Consider the following 18,827-nt stretch of genomic DNA (forward strand, 5'->3'; position numbering starts at 1 on the left):
GGTGCGCGGTGGCAGGGCGCCGGGCGCGCGCCGTTTCCGCAGGGATCGTGCCGTGGCGGGGGCTTCGGTGCGGGCGTTAGGGTCGGATGATCGTTTGTTCGCATCGGGCATGGGGGTCTGGGGCATGGCGCTCTTCGGGAACGCACACACGGTCGATCCGGCGCAGGCACAGCAGGACTACGCACGGCTGCTCGGCCAGGGGGAGCAGGTGCATGCCGCGTACCTGCTGATCCGGGACACGATCTTCTTCACCGACCGGCGGCTCGTGCTCGTCGACAAGCAGGGCATCACCGGCAAGAAGGTCGAGTACCACTCGATCCCGTACCGGAGCATCACGCACTTCGCCGTCGAGACGGCCGGCACCTTCGATCTGGACGCCGAGCTGAAGATCTGGATCTCGGGCAGCGCCACTCCGATCCAGAAGACCTTCACCAAGGGGGTCGACATCTACGAAGTCCAGGCGATCCTCACCCAGTTCGTCGCCAAGTAGCCGGGAGCGGCTCCGAGCCGTCCGGACGGCGGGCACGGAGGGGAGGGTCCTCGGGAAATGCCCGGGGTTTCCCCTTTTGGGTGAACCCATCTGATGTGCATGTCATGTGAATGTGCCTTCGACCTAGCTTGCGTGGCGGAGGTGATGGTCGATGGACGCGATCGACATCGATGACCTGGTGCACGTCGCCACCGGATCCCGGCTGCGCCGGCTGACCGCGCCGGACGGCGCCCATTGGTTCCCGTTGGTGGACGTGGCCAGACGGCTGGGCTACGAGGGGAGTCGGGAGGCGCTGCGGACCGTGACGCTGCCCGCGGAGTGCCTGGCCTCCGCGCGGGAACTCTCCGTCGGGTTCCGCGGCCGGCGCGGGATCCGGGGCTCGACCCGGATGGTCAACCTGGAAGGGCTGGTCCAGCTCGTCGGGGCGTGTCGGAGACCCGAGGCCGGGCCGTTCCGGGCATGGACGGCGGGCGTCGTGGCGGCGGTCCAGCGATACGGAGGGTACGGACTCGAACCCTCGCCGGTGCACAACGGGTACGTACTGCCACCGGAACTGGTCGACGTCCTCGTACGCCTCGAAGCGCGGTTCGACGAACGGGCCGCCGCCCACGCCGGGCACGCCGGGTGTGCGGAGTTGCTCCGGGAGACCCGGCAGAGCCTCTCCGGGGTCGTCGACTCCCTGGAGAGGCTCGCCGTACCCCGCCAACGCACCGGTGCCGCCGTCCCCCTCACTCCGCAGGAGCTCGTCGAGTCCTGGGCCATCACCGGGGACGTCCGGACGGTCGCCTGCTTCCTCGCCCCCGCCCTGATCAGGGGCGGGGCGCATTACCGGCTCCAGGAGGTCACCCTCCGCACCGGTCTCCCTCCCGAGCGCGTCCGGGACTGCGTGCGGATGCTCCTCGAACGCGGTTGCATACGGGAGGTGGGCGCCCCCGCCGCGGACGGCTCCCGGGTCTACGTCCTGCCGTGAACGCCCGCCCGCCGACGTCCGCCCGTCGGCGGTCCGGTGTGCGCCCGCGGCACGGTCCGGGGCAGCCGACTCCGGTCGCGTGTCGGGGCCGTGCACTCCCCGGGACGCACGGGCGTGAGGGCCCCGTCGGGCTTCCGGGCCGAAGCGGACGTGCCGGAGACTGGAGGGCGAAGCAGGCTGAGGGAGTGTGCGGGCCGTGGAGTGGTGGTGCCGGGGGATCGGCTGGGGAGGTGGGGCGCCCGGGCTGCGGTGGCGGGGCGGGAAGGTCAGCCCGTTGGCGTACGACCAGCAGCTCGCCTTCCGGGCCGTCGGGGTCCGGCGGTGTCCCGGGGCCCGTGGGAATCCCTGTCCGTTGGGGGCTGCCGTGCCGGGGCGGGCCACCGGAGGCCGCTGTCCGGAGTGCACACGGCTCGACCGGGCCCACTCCGTCGCCGCCGACACGTTCGCCGACGACCCGCAGCCCTACCGCGTCTACTTGGCCTGGTTCGGGCCCGGCATGACCAAGGTGGGCATCACCGCAGAAGCCCGTGGCGCGACCCGGCTGCTGGAGCAGGGGGCGGTCGCGTTCAGCTGGCTCGGTCGGGGGCCGCTGATGGCCGCCCGGCGCACCGAGGAGATCCTGCGGCAGGCCCTCGGGGTGCCCGACCGGGTGCCGTACGACCGGAAACGGGGAGCCCGGCACGCCCTGCCGCCGACGGCGGACCGGGCCCGGGAGGTCGAGGAGCTGTACCGACGGGCCCGATCGGTCGACGGCTGGGCGGAGACCTTGGAGCCGCTGGAGTTCGCCGTCCGTGACCACGCCGGAGCATTCCACCTCGACGGGCTGCCACCGCTCGACGGCGTGGTCACCGAACTCGTCGGTGACGGCGTCGTCATCGGACGGCTGCTCGCCGCCGCCGGTCCCGATCTGCACCTCCTCGCCCCTGACGGGCGCTGCCTCGTGCTCGATGCCCGACTCATGGGCGGATGGATCCTCGAAGCCGCCGGTGGGGACCAGGTGTTCTCGGTGCCGCTGAGGCCGTGGGGAGGAGTGGCCGCCGGAGCCCAGGAGGGCCTCTTCTGAGGGCCCGGGGCACGCTTCGTAGAGTCATCACCGTCGTGTGCTCCTGCGTTCCGGAGGTTTCCGGACACCGGGACCTCCGCCCCGCGCAGCCGGTGTTCCGGGCGCGTGGGCGGAAGCGCGGGTACGGCGGCTGCAGCATCCCCATCGGCAAGGTCGAGCGGAGTGACGGTTGTGAGTGCGAGCGACGGCGGTAGGCCCGCGGGGGGCGACGCACGGCTTCCCCGGGACGGCGTGCGGTCCACCGGCGGGGGCGGAAGGCCCGATGAAGACGGTGCCGGGCTGGTGCGGCGGCTCGGGCTTCCCGGGCTCGTCGACGTGCACACCCACTTCATGCCGCAGAACGTCCTGGACAAGGTCTGGGCCTACTTCGACGCCGTAGGCGCTCTGACCGGCACGGAGTGGCCCATCACCTACCGCGAGGAGGAGGACCGTCGGCTCGCCCTCCTGCGCGGGTTCGGGGTGGTCGCCTTCACCGCGATGCTCTATCCGCACAAGCCCGGCATGGCCGCCTGGCTGAACTCCTGGGCGGCCGATTTCGCCGCCCGGACCCCCGACTGCCTGCACACGGCGACCTTCTTCCCCGAGGAGGGGGTCGATGCCTATGTCCGCCAGGCGCTTGACGCCGGCGCCCGGGTCTTCAAGGTGCACCTCCAGGTCGGCGGCTTCGACCCGTCCGACAGCATGCTCGACGCCGTCTGGGGCACCCTCGCCGACAGTCGTACGCCGGTCGTGATCCACTGCGGTTCCGGACCGGCCCCGGGGAGCTTCACCGGGCCGGCGCCGACCGGGCGGTTGCTTGCCCGGCACCCCCGGTTGCGGCTGATCATCGCCCACATGGGGATGCCCGAGTACGGGGACTTCTTCGACCTGGCCGAGCGGTACGAGGGCGTCCACCTCGACACCACCATGGCCTTCACCGACTTCAGCGAGCGGCTCGCGCCCTTCCCGCAGGAGGAGCGCAAGCGACTCCTGGCCCTCGGCGACCGGATCCTCCTCGGCTCCGACTTCCCGAACATCCCGTATCCGTACGCCCACCAGCTCCACGCCCTCGAACGCCTCGGGCTCGGCGAGGACTGGCTCCGGAAGGTGCTCCATGAGAACGGTGCTGCGATGTTTCACGTGAAACCGTGAGCTTGTGAAGCCGTGATCTTCTGTGCCGTGCAGCCGTGCAGCCGTGCAGCCGTGCAGCCGTGCAGCCGTGCAGCCGTGCAGCCGTGCAGCCGAAGACGGGATCGGGCGGCCTCGACCGCGTCCCCGGTCTGTCGTGAGGCCCTGTTCCTTTCTCAGGGAATTCACAGGAAAGGAAAAGAGGCCTCTCAGCGGTGGCCGAGAACGTGGGTGCCATGACCGTCACCACACGCCGCACCGGTACCCACGCCGACATGCTCCGCGCCGACGGAACTGCCGTCCGGGTCCTCGTCGTCGATGACGAGGCCTCGCTCGCCGAGCTCTTGTCCATGGCCCTGCGCTACGAGGGATGGCAGGTCCGCAGCGCCGGGGACGGGGCCTCCGCCCTGCGCTCCGCCCGCGAGTTCCGGCCCGACGCCGTCATCCTTGACGTCATGCTCCCGGACATCGACGGGCTGAGCCTGCTCGGCTCGATCCGCCGCGAGCTGCCCGATGTGCCCGTGCTGTTCCTGACGGCGAGGGACGCCGTCGAGGACCGGATCGCCGGGCTCACCGCCGGTGGCGACGACTACGTCACCAAGCCCTTCAGCCTGGAGGAGGTCGTGGCCCGACTGCGGGGCCTCATCCGCAGGTCCGGGGCCGCGCAGACGCGCAGTGAGTCGCTGCTGGTCGTCGGGGACCTCACCCTCGACGAGGACAGCCACGAGGTCACCCGGGGCGGCGACTCCATCCACCTCACCGCGACCGAGTTCGAGCTGCTGCGCTACCTCATGCGCAACCCGCGACGGGTGCTCAGCAAGGCGCAGATCCTCGACCGGGTCTGGTCGTACGACTTCGGGGGCCAGGCCAATGTCGTCGAGCTCTACATCTCCTATCTGCGCCGCAAGATCGACGCCGGCCGCTCGCCGATGATCCACACCCGGCGCGGGGCGGGCTACCTCATCAAGCCGGGGGAGTAGCGTCCGTGCTCGGAGGCGCGAGGCGGCCGTGGTCGCTGCGAACGCGGTTGGTGGTTTCGGCGGTTGCGCTGATCGCGGTCGTCGCGACCGTGATCGGGGCGGTGACGACCATTGCCTTCCGGTCGTACCTGTACGACCAGGCCGATGAACAGCTCCGTGTCGTCGCGGACCGGGTGTCGGGGCCGCCGGTCGCCGGACCTTCCGCGTTCCGCCCGCCCGATGTGGCCCGTCCGAAGGAACCACTGTCGTTCCTCCAGGGCCCCGGGACCCCGATAGGAACCCTCGGCGCGGTCCTCGTGGCCGGCGAGTTGACGGCGGCCGGACATTCGACGGAGGCCGTGGACAGCGGTCCGTACGAGCGGAACGTCCGGATCGCCGAGCTCGACGGGGCACAGCGCTCCGCCCTCGCCGCAGTCCCCCACGACGGTCGCCCGCACACCGTGGACATGCCCGGTGGGCTCGGCTCCTACCGGGTCGAGTCCACCGTCGGCGTCCACGGCGAATTCCTCATCGGCATTCCGCTCACCGAGGTGGAGGACGCCCTCTCGACCCTCGTCCTCGTCGAACTCAGCCTCACCGGGGCCGGACTCGTCGCGGCCTCGCTCGCCGGAACCGTGCTCGTGGGAGTCGCCCTGCGTCCGCTCCGACGGGTCGCCGCCACCGCCCGCCAGGTCACCGGGCTTCCGCTGCACAGCGGGGAGGTGGCGCTCCACCAGCGGGTTCCGGAGGCGGAGGCCGACCCGCGCACCGAGGTCGGCCAGGTCGGTGCGGCCCTCAACCGGATGCTCGACCACGTCCACTCGGCACTGGACGCACGTCAGCAGAGCGAGACCCGGGTCCGACAGTTCGTCGCGGACGCCAGCCATGAACTCCGCACCCCGCTCGCCTCGATCCGCGGCTATGCGGAGCTCACCCGGCGCGGTCGCGAGGAGTGCGGCCCCGACACCCGGCACGCGCTCGGCCGGATCGAGTCCGAGGCGACCCGGATGACGGGACTGGTCGAGGACCTGCTGCTCCTCGCCCGGCTCGATGCCGGTCGTCCCCTTTCGTACGGGGCCACGGAGGTGGTCCCGCTCGTCGTGGACGCCGTCAGTGATGCCCGGGTCGCCGGCCCCGACCACCATTGGCTCCTCGAACTGCCCGCGGACGGACCGGTCGTACCCGCCGACGGTGCTCGGCTCCAACAGGTCCTGGTCAACCTCCTCGCCAACGCCCGCACCCACACCCCGCCCGGCACCAAGGTCACCGCGCGGGTGCGCACGGAGGGTTCGACGGCGGTCGTCGAGGTGGAGGACGACGGTCCGGGCATCCCGCCCGAGCTGCTGCCCGCCGTCTTCGAGCGCTTCGCACGCGGCGACGCCTCCCGCTCCCGGAACGCCGGTTCCACCGGCCTCGGCCTCGCCATCGTCCGGGCGGTCGTGCTCGCCCACGGCGGGGAGGTGGACGTCGAAAGCGCCCCGGGACGCACGGTGTTCACCGTCCGGCTGCCCATGGCCCGGGGCTGACCGGAGCGCCGGCCGACGGGAGCGCGCACGACCGCCCGGCCACGGGTGTGCCCGTGCGGCTGACCGTGCGATCCCGCCCCGGGGCCACCCGCCGGGGTTCACGGGCGGAACCCACCGGCAGTGCCCCGCGGCGGGACTCACAGGCGGGGCACAGCCTCATCACACAGCCGTGACAGCGGCCCCGGCGAGTGTCGAGGGCATGCGAACTCCAATGATCGCGGGGCCCGCGTCCACGGCCTCCGGAAGGCCCGATGCCCTTCCCGCCCGGGAGCACCTGCCGGTGGACGTCGCCGGACGGCCCGTCCTGGACGTGGTGATTCCCGTCTACAACGAGGAGAAGGACCTGGAGCCGTGCGTGCGCCGGCTCCACGAGCACCTCCTCAGGACCTTTCCGTACGGCTTCCGCATCACGGTCGCCGACAACGCCTCCACCGACACCACCCCCGCCGTTGCCGAGGCCCTCGCCGCCGAAGTGCCCGAAGTGCGCTCCGTGCGGCTGGAGCAGAAGGGGCGCGGCCGGGCGCTGCGGACGGTGTGGTCGGCCTCGGACGCCCCCGTCCTGGCCTACATGGACGTGGACCTGTCCACCGATCTCAACGCGCTGCTCCCCTTGGTCGCCCCCCTGATCTCCGGTCATTCGGACCTGGCGATCGGCTCCCGGCTCTCCCGCTCCTCGCGGGTGGTGCGGGGGCCGAAGCGGGAGTTCATCTCGCGTGCGTACAACCTGATCCTGCGTTCCTCGCTCGCCGCCCGGTTCTCCGACGCCCAGTGCGGCTTCAAGGCGATACGGCGTGAGGTCGCCGAGCGGCTCCTGCCGATGGTGGAGGACACCGGCTGGTTCTTCGACACCGAGATGCTGGTCCTCGCCGAGCGGGCCGGGCTGCGCATCCACGAGGTGCCGGTCGACTGGGTCGACGATCCCGACTCGACCGTGCATATCGTGCGGACCGCCACGGACGACCTGAAGGGCGTCTGGCGGGTGGGGCGGGCCCTCGCGACCGGTTCGCTGCCGCTCGACCGACTCGCCCGGCCCTTTGGGGACGACCCCCGGGACCGCGAGCTGAGCGGGGTGCCGGGCGGGCTGGCCCGCCAACTCGTCGGCTTCTGTGCGGTCGGAGCCCTGTCCACGCTCTTCTACCTCGCGCTGTACTCGGCCTTCCGGCTCGGCCTGGGGCCGCAACTCGCCAATGCATCGGCCCTGTTGCTCTCCGCGATCGCCAACACGGCGGCGAACCGGCGGCTCACCTTCGGCGTGCGCGGCCGGGACCGGGCCGTCCGCCACCAGGCGCAGGGGCTCGTGGTCTTCGCCATCGGGCTCGCCCTGACCAGTGGTTCGCTCGCCGCCCTCGGCGCGGCCACCGGTGATCCGGCGCATTCGACCGAGCTCGCCGTCCTGATCGTCGCCAACCTCGCCGCGACCGTCCTGCGCTTCCTCCTCTTCCGACTCTGGGTCTTCCCCGAGCGGCCGACCTCAAGGAACGACGAACGATGACCACCTCGCCCACCACGCCCCCGGCCCACGCCGGACCCGGAAGCGGTCGGTTCGCCCGACTGTGGCGCGGGCGCACCGAGGACGCCACCTGGGTGCGGCCCGCCTTCCTGGGCCTGCTCGTCGCCACCGGACTGCTCTACCTGTGGAACCTGAGCGCCTCCGGCTACGCCAACTCCTTCTACTCGGCCGCCGTGCAGGCGGGCAGCGAGAGCTGGAAGGCCTTCTTCTTCGGCTCCCTCGACGCTGCCAATGCCATCACCGTCGACAAGCCGCCGGCCGCGCTCTGGCCGATGGCCCTCTCCGTCCGTCTCTTCGGACTGGGGTCCTGGCAGATCCTCCTGCCCGAGGTCCTGATGGGCGTGGGCACGGTCGCCGTGCTCTACGCGGCCGTGCGCCGCCGCTTCGGCGCGGGCGCGGGGCTGATCGCCGGCGCGGTCCTCGCGCTGACGCCGGTCGCCGCGCTGATGTTCCGCTTCAACAACCCGGACGCCCTGCTCGCGCTGCTGATGACGGTCGCCGTGTACTGCGTGCTGCGTGCCCTGGAGCAGGAGCGGGGCAGCGCACGGTGGCTGGTGTGGGCGGGGGTGGCCTTCGGGTTCGCCTTCCTGGCGAAGACCCTGCAGGCCTTCCTGATCCTTCCGCCGCTCGCGCTCGTGTACGCGGTGTGTGCGCCCGGCGGTCCGGGCCGGCGGCTCGGCCGGCTTTCCCTGGGCGGGCTCGCGATGGTGGTCTCGGCGGGATGGTGGGTGGCCCTGGTCGAGCTGTGGCCGGAGTCTTCCCGTCCGTACGTCGGGGGCTCGCAGAACAACAGCTTCTTGGAGCTGACCTTCGGCTACAACGGACTCGGCCGCATCAACGGCAACGAGGTCGGGAGCGTCGGTGGCGGGGGGCGCGGCGGTCCCGGTGGGGTGGCCGAGAACCTGCCGGCCGGCATGGACCTGCCCGCTCGCGGCGGAGGCGGTCCCGGTGGTGGCTGGGGAGAGACCGGCATCGGCCGGATGTTCGGCGACGCGGTGGGCGGTCAGATCTCCTGGCTGCTGCCGGCCGCGCTGATCCTGCTGGTCGCGGGGCTCGTCATCACCTGGAGGGCGCCGCGGACCGACACGGCGCGCTCCGCGTTCCTGGTGTGGGGCGGCGCGCTGCTCATGACGCTCGCCGTGTTCAGCTTCATGGCCGGCATCTTCCACGAGTACTACACGGTGGCCCTGGCCCCGTACCTGGCGGCGCTGATCGGCATGGGTGCGGCCGTGTTGTGGGAGGAGCGGACGCACCGGCTGGCCCCGGTGGTGCTCGCGGTGACGGTGGCGGTGACGGCCTGGTGGGCCTGGACGCTGCTCGGCCGTACGCCGGACTGGCTGCCGTGGCTGCGGTGGGTGGTTCTGGTGGCGGGCGCCGTTGCCGCTCTCGGCCTGCTGCTCGTGGGTCGGATCGACCGGCGGTGGGGGCTCGGGTTCGCGGGACTCGGCCTGGTGGCGGGGCTCGCGGCTCCCTTCGCGTACACCGTGGAAACGGTGAACACCGCCCACCAGGGCTCGATCGTGACGGCGGGTCCGGCGGGCGGCGCCCAAGGGGGTCGGGGCCCGGGGGCCGGTCGGCCCTTCGGCGGCGCCGGGATGATGCCCCCGGGCGGCCAGGGCCAGGGCGGCCAGGGCGGTCAGCTGCCCGGCGGCCAGGGCGGTCAGCTTCCGGGCGGCCAGGGCCAGTTGCCCGGTGGTCAGGGGGGTCAGCTTCCGGGCGGTCAGCTGCCCGGTGGTCAGGGCCAGGGACGCGGTGTGCCCGGTGGCAATCCGCCCCAGGGCCTTCCCCCGGGCATGCGGCAGGGACTGCGGCAGGGTGCGGCGCGGGGCGCCGGTCCCGGAGGGGGCGGCATGGGCGGGCTGCTCAACGGAGCCCGTGTCGACGAGGAGGCGGAGAGCGCCCTCCTCGCGGACGCCGACGACTACACCTGGGTCGCGGCCACGGTCGGCGCGCAGAACGCCGCCAGCTACCAGTTGGCCACCGAGAAGCCCGTGATGGCGATCGGCGGGTTCAACGGCAGCGACCCGTCTCCGACGCTCGACCAGTTCAAGCAGTACGTCGCCGAGGGGAAGATCCACTACTTCATCGGTGGCGGAGGGGGAGTCGGCGGCGGTCGCGGCGGCAACTCGGAGATCTCCACCTGGGTCTCGGAGACCTTCGAAGAGGTCACCTTCGGCAGCTCCACCTTCTATGACCTGACGTCCCGGAAGTAATTCCCATACGGCGTACGAGAGATTCTTGTACGGTGTACGAGACCTGGTCCCGTACGCCGTACAAGGAGGTCTGCCGTGACGGCGCCGACCACAGCGACCGCCCCGACCGCCACTCGCAGCCACCCGCAGCGCTGGCTGATCCTCGGCGTCATCTGCCTCGCCCAACTCACCGTGCTGCTCGACAACACCGTCCTCGGCGTCGCCATCCCCTCGCTGACCTCCGAGCTCCACGCGTCCACCACCGACATCCAGTGGATGATCAACGCGTACTCGCTGGTCCAGTCGGGCCTGCTGCTCAGCGCGGGCAACGCCGCCGACCGCTACGGCCGCAAGAAGCTCCTCGCCGTCGGCCTCGCGCTCTTCGGCCTCGGCTCGCTCGCCGCCGGCCTCGCCGCCTCCACGACCCAGTTGATCGCCGCCCGTGCGGGGATGGGAGTCGGCGGCGCACTCCTGATAACCACGACCCTCGCCGTCGTCATGCAGATCTTCGACGACTCCGAGCGGGTCAGGGCCATTGCGCTCTGGTCCACGGTCGCCTCGCTGGGCTTCGCCAGCGGGCCGCTGATCGGTGGGGTGATCCTCGACCACTTCTGGTGGGGAATGATCTTCCTCATCAACATTCCGGTCGCGGTCGTCGCCCTCGTCGCCGTCCTCAGGCTCGTGCCGGAGTCCAAGAGCAGCCGGGGCGAGCGCCCCGACCTGCTCGGTGCGCTGCTCTCCACCCTCGGCATGACCGCCCTGGTGTACGCGATCATCACCGGCCCCGAACACGGCTGGCTCTCCCTCCGGGTCCTGCTCCCGGCGGCCGTCGGACTGCTCGGCCTCGGCGCCTTCGCCCGCTGGGAGCTGCACACCCCCCACCCCATGCTCGACATGCGCTTCTTCCGCAACCAGAAGTTCGTCGGCGCCGTCAGCGGTTCGATCCTGGTCGTCTTCGGCATGGGCGGCTCGCTCTTCCTGCTCACCCAGCACCTGCAGTTCGTCCTCGGCTACGGGCCGCTCGAAGCCGGTCTCCGGATGGCGCCGCTCGCCCTGACGGTCGTCGCCCTCAACCTGAGCGGCATCGGACCGAAGGTCGTCATCGGACTGGGCGTCCCGCGCACCGTGGCCCTCGGCATGCCCCTCGTCGCCGCGGGGCTCGCCTCGATCGCACTGCTCGGCGGCGGCACGGACGGCGGTTACGGGGGCGTGCTGCTCGGCCTGGTCCTGATGGGCGGCGGCATCGCCGTCTCCAATCCCGCGATGGCCAGTGCGCTCATGAGCGCGATCCCGCCGGAGAAGGCGGGCGTGGGTGCCGGGATCAACGGCACCCTGGCCGAGTTCGGCAACGGCCTGGGCGTCGCCGTCCTCGGGGCCGTGCTCAACGCCCGCTTCGCCGCCCTCGTCGCCGTCACCGCGACTTCCTTGCCGGCGGCCCTCGCAGCGGCCGGGGGAGCGGCGGAGCGGGCGGAGATCTCCGAGGCCTTCGCCTCCGGGCTCCGCACCAGTCAGGCGGTCGGTGCGCTCGCCGTCTTCGCCGGTGGCTTGCTCGCGGCGGTCCTGCTCCGACGGGCCGAGCGCAGGGAGAAGGCGAGGGGCCCCGAGCGGCCGGTCGCTGCCTAGCATGGTGACGAACCGCTGACAGACGGAGGAACGCGATGGTCAAGGCAGCCGATCGGGCCAAGGACCCGGCGCGTTCCAGCGTCTGGCTGGAGAACCGGGCCGCCCGCAGCGGCGGTGGTCCGGCCGGGCTCGACCGGGACCGGATCGTCGCCGCTTCGATCCGGATCCTCGACGAGGAGGGCCTGGGCAAGCTGTCGATGCGCAAGCTCGCCGCCGAGCTGGGGGTCACCGCGATGTCCTTGTACTGGTACGTGGACACCAAGGACGACATCCTCGAGTACGCCATGGACAGCGTCTACGGGGAGATCGACCTCGCGGCGGTCGACGCCGCCGAGGACTGGCGGGCCCGGATCCGGGTGTTGGCCCTGGAGTACCGGAGGATGCTGGTCCGCCACGCGTGGATGTCGCCGAGCGCCGGTCAGTACCTCAACATCGGTCCGCAGGCGATCGCCGTCGGACACAAGATCCACGACACGATCAGGGAGACCGGCCTCTCCCTGGAACGGCGGCCGAGCGCGATGTCGGCGGTGTTCCAGTTCGTCTACGGCTACGGGACGTTGGAGTCCCGGTTCGGCCGGCGTGCCGCGGAGGCCGGGATGTCACAGGACGAGTTCTACGTGGACTCGGTGAAGGCGTTCCGGGACGAGCCGGGCTTCGGGGAGCGGATCGAGGGCCTGCGGGAGGTCCTCGACGAGCGGACCTCGCACGGCAGCCTCAGCGTCGTCTGGGACCGCGACTTCTCCTACGCCCTGGACGTCCTCGTCGCCGGCATCGAGGTCATGGTGGCGCGCGAGGCCGCGGAGCGGCAGACGTGACGGAGCGGCGGGCCGTCCCCTGCCCGCCGCTCCGTTCCCGACCCGGTCGCGCCTCCGCTCGAAGCGCGACCGGGAGCTTCTCACTCGCCCGCCGTCGCCGCCTCCACCGAGGCCGGCTCTCCTTCGGCGGCCTTCGCCGCGTTGGACTTCAGCGCGACCTCCTTGATGAAGAGCGTCACCACGAAGGCGAGCAGCGCGAACGGCGCCGAGTAGAGGAAGACGTCGGCGACGCCGTGCCCGTACGCGTCCTCCATGACCGTGCGGATCGGGGCCGGCAGCTTGTCCATGTCGGGGATGCCGCCGCCGGCGCCACCACCGCCGAGGGCGCCCGCGGCCTTCGGACCGAGCTCGGTCAGGCCCTCCTGGACGTAGGTCGTGACCCGGTGGGCCATGACCGCCCCGAGCGCCGAGACGCCGACCGCGCCGCCCAGCGAGCGGAAGAAGGTGACGACGGAGGAGGCGGCGCCGAGGTCGGCGGGGGCCACCTGGTTCTGGGTGCAGAGCACCAGGTTCTGCATCATCATGCCGAGGCCGAGGCCGAGGACCGCCATGAAGAGCGCGATGTGCCAGTACTCCGTGTCGTAGCGGATCGTGCCGAGCAGACCGAGGCCGCCGGCGGCGAGGGCGCCACCGGTGACCAGCCACGCCTTCCACCTGCCGGTCTTGGTGATGATGAGGCCGGAGACCGTGGAGGAGACGAAGAGGCCCGCGATCATCGGGATGGTGAGGACGCCGGACATGGTCGGCGACTCGTTCCGGGCCAGCTGGAAGTACTGGCTGAAGAAGACCGTGCCGGCGAACATCGCGACGCCCACGAAGAGCGAGGCGAGCGAGGCCAGGGAGATGGTCCGGTTGCGGAACAGCCGGAGCGGGATGATCGGCTCGCTCGCCTTCGACTCGACGAGCACGAAGACCGCGCCGAGCAGCACCGCGCCGATGACCATGACGGCCGTCTGCCAGGACATCCAGTCGTACTTGTCGCCCGCGAAGGTGACCCAGATGAGCAGCAGGGAGACGGCGGCGCTGATGAAGAAGGCGCCGGCCCAGTCGACCTTGACCCGGCGCTTCACCACGGGGAGCTTCAGGGTCTTCTGCAGGACGATCAGCGCGATGATCGCGAAGGGCACGCCGACGTAGAAGCACCAGCGCCAGCCGAGCCAGTCGGTGTCGGTGATGACGCCGCCGAGCAGCGGGCCGCCGACGGTGGCGACGGCGAAGGTCGCGCCGAGGTAGCCGCTGTAGCGGCCCCGCTCGCGGGGGGAGATCATCGCGGCCAGGATGATCTGGGAGAGGGCGGTCAGACCGCCGACGCCGATGCCCTGGACGACCCGGCAGGCGATGAGCATGCCGGTGCTCTGCGAGAGGCCGGCGACGACCGAGCCGGCGACGTAGACGATCAGGGCTATCTGGACGAGCAGCTTCTTGGAGACGAGGTCGGCGAGCTTGCCCCAGAGCGGGGTGGTCGCGGTCATCGCCAGGAGGGCGGCGGTCACCACCCAGGTGTAGGCGGACTGCCCGCCGCCGAGGTCGGTGATGATCTGGGGGAGGGCGTTGGAAACGATCGTCGAGGACAGGATGGCGACGAACATGCCGAGCAGCAGCCCGGACAGCGCCTCCATGATCTGCCGGTGGGTCATCGGAGCGGTGTCGCCGCCTCCGCCGTCGGCGAGGCCGTCCCGCACACCGGTGTCGGGCGTGGTCGTAGCCATGGACTTCCTTTGTTCTCAAGCGTGGTGGGCCCGACAGTCCCCGAAGGAGTCGCGGAGGCGGGCGAGCAGGTGGGTGAGGAGTTCGACGTCGTCGTCGGACCACTCCGCGAGGTGACGGGAGAAGGCTTCGGTCACTCGGCGGTCGAGTTCGCCGAGCATCGCGTGGCCTGACTCCGTGAGCCGCAGGATGCGGGAGCGCTTGTCGTCCGGGTCGGGCAGCCGCTCGATCCAGCCGTGCTCCACGGTGTGGGCCACGTGGCGGCTGCACACGGACAGGTCGACCGCCATGTGCTCGGCGAGCCGGCTCATGCGCATGTCGCCGTGGTGCTTGACCAGGGCGAGCACGGCCGCCGGGCCGCCCTGGCATTCGACGGGCAGTGCGCGGGCGAGGCCGCGCTTCACGGCTCCGATCGCGCTCACCGAACGGGCGAGGTCCTCGTACCGGCTCCGCGTCTCCATCGGGCACCCCCGCTCATCTTGTTGCTTAGGGCAACCATAGAGATGGTTGGTTGCTCCAGGCAAACTAAATCGGTCAAACGGCGCTAAAGAATCGGCAAAGGAGAGCGGGGCGACCGGGGGGTTGGGGGCCGCGCCCCGCTTTCGCTAGGGTCCGGGCCATGGCACACAACCCCCAAGCACCGTACGGCCAGGGCCAGAGCCCCCAGGGGCCCGAGGACTACGACCCGGCCGGCAGTACCCAGATGTTCCGCGCCTTCGTCGACGAAGGCACCCGGCAGCGACAGGAGTCGCAGGTCGCAGCCGCGAAGAGCGGCCCGCGCGTCGGCCTGATCGCAGGCGTCGTCGCGGTGGTCGTCGTCCTGGCGGCCGTCGCCTGGCTGGCGCTGGGCTGACCGCTCCGCATCCCGAGGCCGACGGGCCGGCTCCGCACCCCGCGGAGCCGGCCCGCCCCTTTTCTCCGGCCCGCGGGGGGCAAGGGCACCGGCCCCTCACCCCCGCATCCGCCCCCGTACGCGCCGATGAGGGGGCGCTCACTGCCAGGCGACGGTGACCTTGCGGGTCTCCACCCGCATTCCGAGCGGCACGCGCCAGGAGTCCACGCACACCGTGTAGGTGTGGGTGCGCGCGGCCCCGGCCGCGATCGGCGCCGGTAGCGGCTGCTGGGTGGTGACGGTCGCCCAATCGGTCCCGAGGGCGCCGATGACGTGCGTGGCGAAGGTGACCGTTCCCGAAGTGGCCGTGGACCCACCGGTGTTGCGGAAGGTCACGGTGACCCGCTCGCACCACCGCCGGTCACCGTCGGCGAGGACGGGGGAGGAGACGGTGAGCACGGCGGGCCCGGGCGCGGTCGTCGGCGTGGGTGACGGCGTGGGCGTGCCGGGGGGCGTGGGCCCGGGCGTGACGGAGGGAGTGCGGGACGGGGCACGGGAAGGGGTGCCGCCGCCGGTGCTCGGAGCCGTGCTCCCGGTCCCGCGGCCGGGGCTCCCGGGCGCCGCCGTCGGGCCGCTGCCGGTGGCGGTACCCGCACCGGATTCCGCGCCCGGGTCCGTGCGGGAGGACACCCGGGGCGTGGAGGTCCCGGAAGGGACCGGAGCTGCACCGTCCGTCGACGGTGACGCCCCTGGAGGCGCGGGTGACGGGAAGGAGGTGCTGGAGGTGAGGGCGGGCGCCGTGGGGCTCTCCAGGGGGACCAGGACGACCGCGCCCGACGGGCCGGCCGCGCCCTTGGGGGGATGGGCTGCGCCCACGGCCGCGTACCCCTCGCCGTCCCCGCCACCGCCGCACGCGGTCAGCGCCCCGCCGAGGCAGAGCGCCACCGCCACCAGTCCCGGCTTCTTTCGCCTCATGCGACCCAGTCTGACTGACGGATCGTCAGCCAGATGGGTTTTCGAGGAAGTCAGTCGGAGATCAGGCCCTCGCGCAGCTGGGCGAGGGTGCGGGTGAGCAGTCGTGAGACGTGCATCTGGGAGATGCCCACCTCTTCGCCGATCTGTGACTGCGTCATGTTGGCGAAGAAGCGGAGCATGATGATCTGCCGTTCCCTGGGCGGCAGTTTGGCGAGGAGCGGCTTGAGGGACTCGCGGTACTCGACCCCTTCGAGCGCCGAGTCCTCGTAGCCGAGGCGGTCCGCGAGCGATCCCTCGCCGCCGTCGTCCTCGGGCGAGGGCGAGTCCAGGGAGGAGGCGGTGTACGCATTGCCGACGGCCAGTCCGTCGACCACGTCCTCCTCCGACACCCCCAGTGCGGCGGCGAGTTCGGGAACGGTGGGCGAGCGGTCGAGCCGCTGGGCGAGCTCGTCGCTGGCCTTCGTGAGGGCGAGCCGCAGCTCCTGCAGTCGGCGCGGGACGCGCACCGACCACGAGGTGTCGCGGAAGAAGCGCTTGATCTCGCCGACCACCGTCGGCATCGCGAACGTCGGGAATTCCACGCCGCGTTCGCAGTCGAAGCGGTCAATCGCCTTGATCAGGCCGATGGTTCCGACCTGGACGATGTCCTCCATGGGCTCGTTGCGGGAGCGGAAGCGGGCCGCCGCGTACCGCACGAGGGGGAGGTTGAGTTCGATGAGGGTGTCGCGGACGTAGGTGCGCTCGGGACTGTCGGCGGCGGCACCCTCGGCGTCGAGCGCGCGCAGTCGCAGGAACAACGAGCGGGACAGAGTGCGGGTGTCGAGCGATCCGGACGTGACGACCATCGGCGGAGGGGCGGTCCCGTCGGTCTCCGCGGTATCGGTCGCGGTCGACGCCGTCGTCTGCGTGGGCACGGGAACGGGCGTGAGCGTGAGCACCTTCGAGCTGCCCAGTTCTGTGGACATGCCACCCCCTTGAGGTCGCGGACGGTCGCGGTGGCCGCGCCCGTCTGAGGAACGCAGCCTCCACCTGAATACCGGCGGTGGGGCTGCGGCAAACTCGGTTCCAGCAGAATGTCACATGTCGGCAACACGCTGTAGCGACTTGTCGACACAGAGGAAGCGCATATCTGCAGGAAGCAAGGGGTGTACGGGATCTGAGGCGCCGTAGGACTGCTCCGAAGGGGTCTACCCGTTCTGGTTACGCTTCGATCCTATTTGCGGATCTCAGGCGTGCGAAACTGCGGGCGAGGAGCCTTGACACGTGCATCTGTGAGACGCCGAGCTCCTGACTGATCTGAGACTGGGTCAAGTTGCTGTAGTAGCGCAGCATCAGGATCCGTTGCTCGCGCTCGGGAAGCTGCACCAGCAGGTGCCGCACGAGGTCGCGGTGCTCGACCCCGGCCAGGGCGGGGTCTTCGTAGCCGAGCCGGTCGAGCAGCCCGGGCAGCCCGTCGCCCTCCTGAGCGGCCTCCAGGGAGGTGGCGTGGTACGAGCGCCCGGCCTCGATGCAGGCGAGCACCTCGTCCTCGCCGATCCGCAGCCGCTCGGCGATCTCGGCGGTCGTGGGGGAGCGGCCGTGGGCGGTCGTGAGGTCCTCGGTGGCGCCGTTCACCTGGACCCAGAGTTCGTGCAGCCGGCGCGGCACGTGCACGGTCCGGACGTTGTCGCGGAAGTACCGCTTGATCTCGCCCACGACCGTCGGCATGGCGAAGGTCGGGAACTGCACGCCCCGCTCCGGGTCGAAGCGGTCGATGGCATTGATCAGGCCGATGGTTCCGACCTGGACGACGTCCTCCATGGGCTCGTTGCGGGAGCGGAAGCGGGCCGCCGCGTACCGCACCAGCGGCAGGTTCGCCTCGATGAGCGCCCCGCGCACCCGGTGGTGCTCGGGGCTTCCCGGTTCGAGGTCCTTGAGTTGGCCGAAGAGGACTTGGGTGAGGGCCCGGGTGTCGGCGCCCCGGCTGCTCTGCGGGCGGGCGCGAGGGGCGTCCACGGCCCCGCCCGCCTCGTGCTGGGGCGGGACCTGAGGTGCTGTACTGGCCGGCACGTTCACGCCACCCCTTCGCCTGGTCTTGCTGGTCGACCGGGTCAACTACGGTCAACTCATCCGTCAAAAGCGGTCATAGCATCACAAGACATGTCCACTGTGTGCAAGCACCGCATAGTGACGTGTTGAGGGCATGATGGTCGAAAAAGTGGAGGCCAGAAGCCCGTGAGGCCCCCCACCGGAGCGGCGGGGGGCCTCACGCGTGAAAGTCCTAGAAGGCGTAGTCCGCGATCACCCAGGTGGAGAACTCGCGCCACTGGGCGACGCCCGCCTGGTGCGCGGGGTGGTCCAGGTAGCGCTGGAGCGCGTCGGTGTCCTCCACGGCCGAGTTGATCGCGAAGTCGTACGCGATCGGCCGGTCGGTGATGTTCCAGTCGCACTCCCAGAACTTCAGCTCCGGGATCTGCCCGCCGAGGGCACGGAACGCCTCGGCACCGGCGACCACGCGCGGCTCGTCGCGCGAGACGCCGTCATTGAGCTTGAAGAGGACGAGATGGCGGATCACGGAGGGCTCCTAGTTGATGAGTTCGGTCATGAACTCGCCGACACCCTGGGCGGCGCTGGAAATGCCCTCGAACCCTACCTGCACCAGATCGGCGGCCCGGGCGGGGGAGTTGATGATCGTGTACAGCACAAAGACCACGACCGCGTACAGCGCGATCTTCTTCGCTTGCGCCACTGCCCAGCCCTCCCCGGTTCCCCCGCCGTACGACCGCGCCACTCTAACCGAGCCTTTATGGACCAAGGGCCCGTCGATCGGGGCCTTTCGCCGCCCCCCAGAAGGGTGACGGGCCCGCAGTATGGATGTCGAGCCCAGCGGATCTGGCAGGAATCCACCGGGCTCCTGGAACCGGCCCGCACTGCGGGGTCCGCGCCGCGCACTTTCCCCCTGACTGCGGCGTGGACCGGTAGGTCCGGTTCTCATCGGGGGGAGCGGTTTGTCCCCCCGATGCCGCTCCCCCCGTCCCACGGAGGAGGCCCCGGCCGCGCCCCGAGCGCGGACCGGGGC

General features: G+C 71.3%; 18 protein-coding genes. 11 read left to right on the forward strand and 7 right to left on the reverse strand.

From position 1 onward, the window contains the following. The first annotated feature begins 124 nt into the window (after nucleotides 1–124). From ACFW2Y_RS16950 to ACFW2Y_RS16995, 10 genes are all read left to right on the forward strand, one after another. A complete protein-coding gene (locus ACFW2Y_RS16950) occupies nucleotides 125–490 on the forward strand; it encodes a PH domain-containing protein (protein ID WP_384879204.1) in 366 nt (121 codons plus the stop codon). 151 nt (nucleotides 491–641) lie between these two features. After that, nucleotides 642–1,460, forward strand: a complete 819-nt coding sequence (locus ACFW2Y_RS16955; protein WP_384879156.1) for a BRO family protein — start codon at nucleotides 642–644, stop codon at nucleotides 1,458–1,460. A 196-nt stretch (nucleotides 1,461–1,656) separates the two neighbouring features. Next, nucleotides 1,657–2,523: a DUF2797 domain-containing protein gene (locus ACFW2Y_RS16960; RefSeq protein WP_384879159.1), complete on the forward strand. Its 867-nt coding sequence runs from the start codon at nucleotides 1,657–1,659 to the stop codon at nucleotides 2,521–2,523. 231 nt (nucleotides 2,524–2,754) lie between these two features. After that, the gene (locus ACFW2Y_RS16965) at nucleotides 2,755–3,654 is read left to right on the forward strand and encodes an amidohydrolase family protein (protein ID WP_384879207.1); all 900 of its coding nucleotides are present in this window, start codon (nucleotides 2,755–2,757) and stop codon (nucleotides 3,652–3,654) included. Nucleotides 3,655–3,866: 212 nt separating this feature from the next. Then, the gene (locus ACFW2Y_RS16970; RefSeq protein ID WP_384879162.1) at nucleotides 3,867–4,610 is read left to right on the forward strand and encodes a response regulator transcription factor; all 744 of its coding nucleotides are present in this window, start codon (nucleotides 3,867–3,869) and stop codon (nucleotides 4,608–4,610) included. A gap of 50 nt (nucleotides 4,611–4,660) precedes the next feature. Next, on the forward strand, nucleotides 4,661–6,115 hold the full coding sequence (locus ACFW2Y_RS16975) for a sensor histidine kinase (protein ID WP_384879165.1): 1,455 nt from the start codon (nucleotides 4,661–4,663) through the stop codon (nucleotides 6,113–6,115). Nucleotides 6,116–6,314: 199 nt separating this feature from the next. Next, nucleotides 6,315–7,607 carry a glycosyltransferase gene (locus tag ACFW2Y_RS16980; RefSeq protein ID WP_384879168.1) on the forward strand — a complete coding sequence of 431 codons (1,293 nt, stop codon included), beginning with the start codon at nucleotides 6,315–6,317 and terminating at the stop codon, nucleotides 7,605–7,607. After that, nucleotides 7,604–9,838 carry an ArnT family glycosyltransferase gene (locus ACFW2Y_RS16985; protein WP_384879171.1) on the forward strand — a complete coding sequence of 745 codons (2,235 nt, stop codon included), beginning with the start codon at nucleotides 7,604–7,606 and terminating at the stop codon, nucleotides 9,836–9,838. Before ACFW2Y_RS16980 ends, ACFW2Y_RS16985 begins: the two co-directional genes overlap by 4 nt. Before the next feature lie 75 nt (nucleotides 9,839–9,913). Next, on the forward strand, nucleotides 9,914–11,440 hold the full coding sequence (locus ACFW2Y_RS16990) for an MFS transporter (protein ID WP_384879174.1): 1,527 nt from the start codon (nucleotides 9,914–9,916) through the stop codon (nucleotides 11,438–11,440). A gap of 35 nt (nucleotides 11,441–11,475) precedes the next feature. Continuing rightward, entirely contained in the window at nucleotides 11,476–12,255 is a 780-nt protein-coding gene (locus ACFW2Y_RS16995; RefSeq protein ID WP_384879177.1) for a TetR/AcrR family transcriptional regulator, read from the forward strand. Nucleotides 12,256–12,335: 80 nt separating this feature from the next. Here the strand turns inward: ACFW2Y_RS16995 and ACFW2Y_RS17000 are convergent, their stop codons facing one another. Together ACFW2Y_RS17000 and ACFW2Y_RS17005 are read right to left on the reverse strand one after the other, a co-directional pair. Next, nucleotides 12,336–13,964 carry an MDR family MFS transporter gene (locus tag ACFW2Y_RS17000; protein WP_384879180.1) on the reverse strand — a complete coding sequence of 543 codons (1,629 nt, stop codon included), beginning with the start codon at nucleotides 13,962–13,964 and terminating at the stop codon, nucleotides 12,336–12,338. 15 nt (nucleotides 13,965–13,979) lie between these two features. Further along, nucleotides 13,980–14,423, reverse strand: a complete 444-nt coding sequence (locus ACFW2Y_RS17005; protein ID WP_384879183.1) for a MarR family winged helix-turn-helix transcriptional regulator — start codon at nucleotides 14,421–14,423, stop codon at nucleotides 13,980–13,982. Between the two features lie 158 nt (nucleotides 14,424–14,581). Here ACFW2Y_RS17005 and ACFW2Y_RS17010 point away from each other — a divergent pair, with 158 nt between their 5' ends. Beyond that, on the forward strand, nucleotides 14,582–14,815 hold the full coding sequence (locus tag ACFW2Y_RS17010; protein ID WP_384879186.1) for a hypothetical protein: 234 nt from the start codon (nucleotides 14,582–14,584) through the stop codon (nucleotides 14,813–14,815). Nucleotides 14,816–14,953: 138 nt separating this feature from the next. Here ACFW2Y_RS17010 and ACFW2Y_RS17015 read toward each other — a convergent pair whose 3' ends face one another. From ACFW2Y_RS17015 to ACFW2Y_RS17035, 5 genes are all read right to left on the reverse strand, one after another. Further along, the gene (locus ACFW2Y_RS17015) at nucleotides 14,954–15,769 is read right to left on the reverse strand and encodes a hypothetical protein (RefSeq protein ID WP_384879189.1); all 816 of its coding nucleotides are present in this window, start codon (nucleotides 15,767–15,769) and stop codon (nucleotides 14,954–14,956) included. A 50-nt stretch (nucleotides 15,770–15,819) separates the two neighbouring features. After that, nucleotides 15,820–16,734, reverse strand: a complete 915-nt coding sequence (locus tag ACFW2Y_RS17020) for an RNA polymerase sigma factor SigF (RefSeq protein WP_384879192.1) — start codon at nucleotides 16,732–16,734, stop codon at nucleotides 15,820–15,822. A 235-nt stretch (nucleotides 16,735–16,969) separates the two neighbouring features. Then, nucleotides 16,970–17,818: an RNA polymerase sigma factor SigF gene (locus ACFW2Y_RS17025; protein WP_384879195.1), complete on the reverse strand. Its 849-nt coding sequence runs from the start codon at nucleotides 17,816–17,818 to the stop codon at nucleotides 16,970–16,972. Between the two features lie 211 nt (nucleotides 17,819–18,029). After that, the gene (locus ACFW2Y_RS17030) at nucleotides 18,030–18,323 is read right to left on the reverse strand and encodes a Dabb family protein (protein ID WP_384879198.1); all 294 of its coding nucleotides are present in this window, start codon (nucleotides 18,321–18,323) and stop codon (nucleotides 18,030–18,032) included. Between the two features lie 9 nt (nucleotides 18,324–18,332). Next, entirely contained in the window at nucleotides 18,333–18,497 is a 165-nt protein-coding gene (locus ACFW2Y_RS17035; RefSeq protein ID WP_384879201.1) for a hypothetical protein, read from the reverse strand. Nucleotides 18,498–18,827: the final 330 nt, after the last annotated feature.

Source organism: Streptomyces sp. NPDC058877 (assembly GCF_042742855.1).
In the GTDB taxonomy this organism is placed as follows: Bacteria; Actinomycetota; Actinomycetes; order Streptomycetales; family Streptomycetaceae; genus Streptomyces.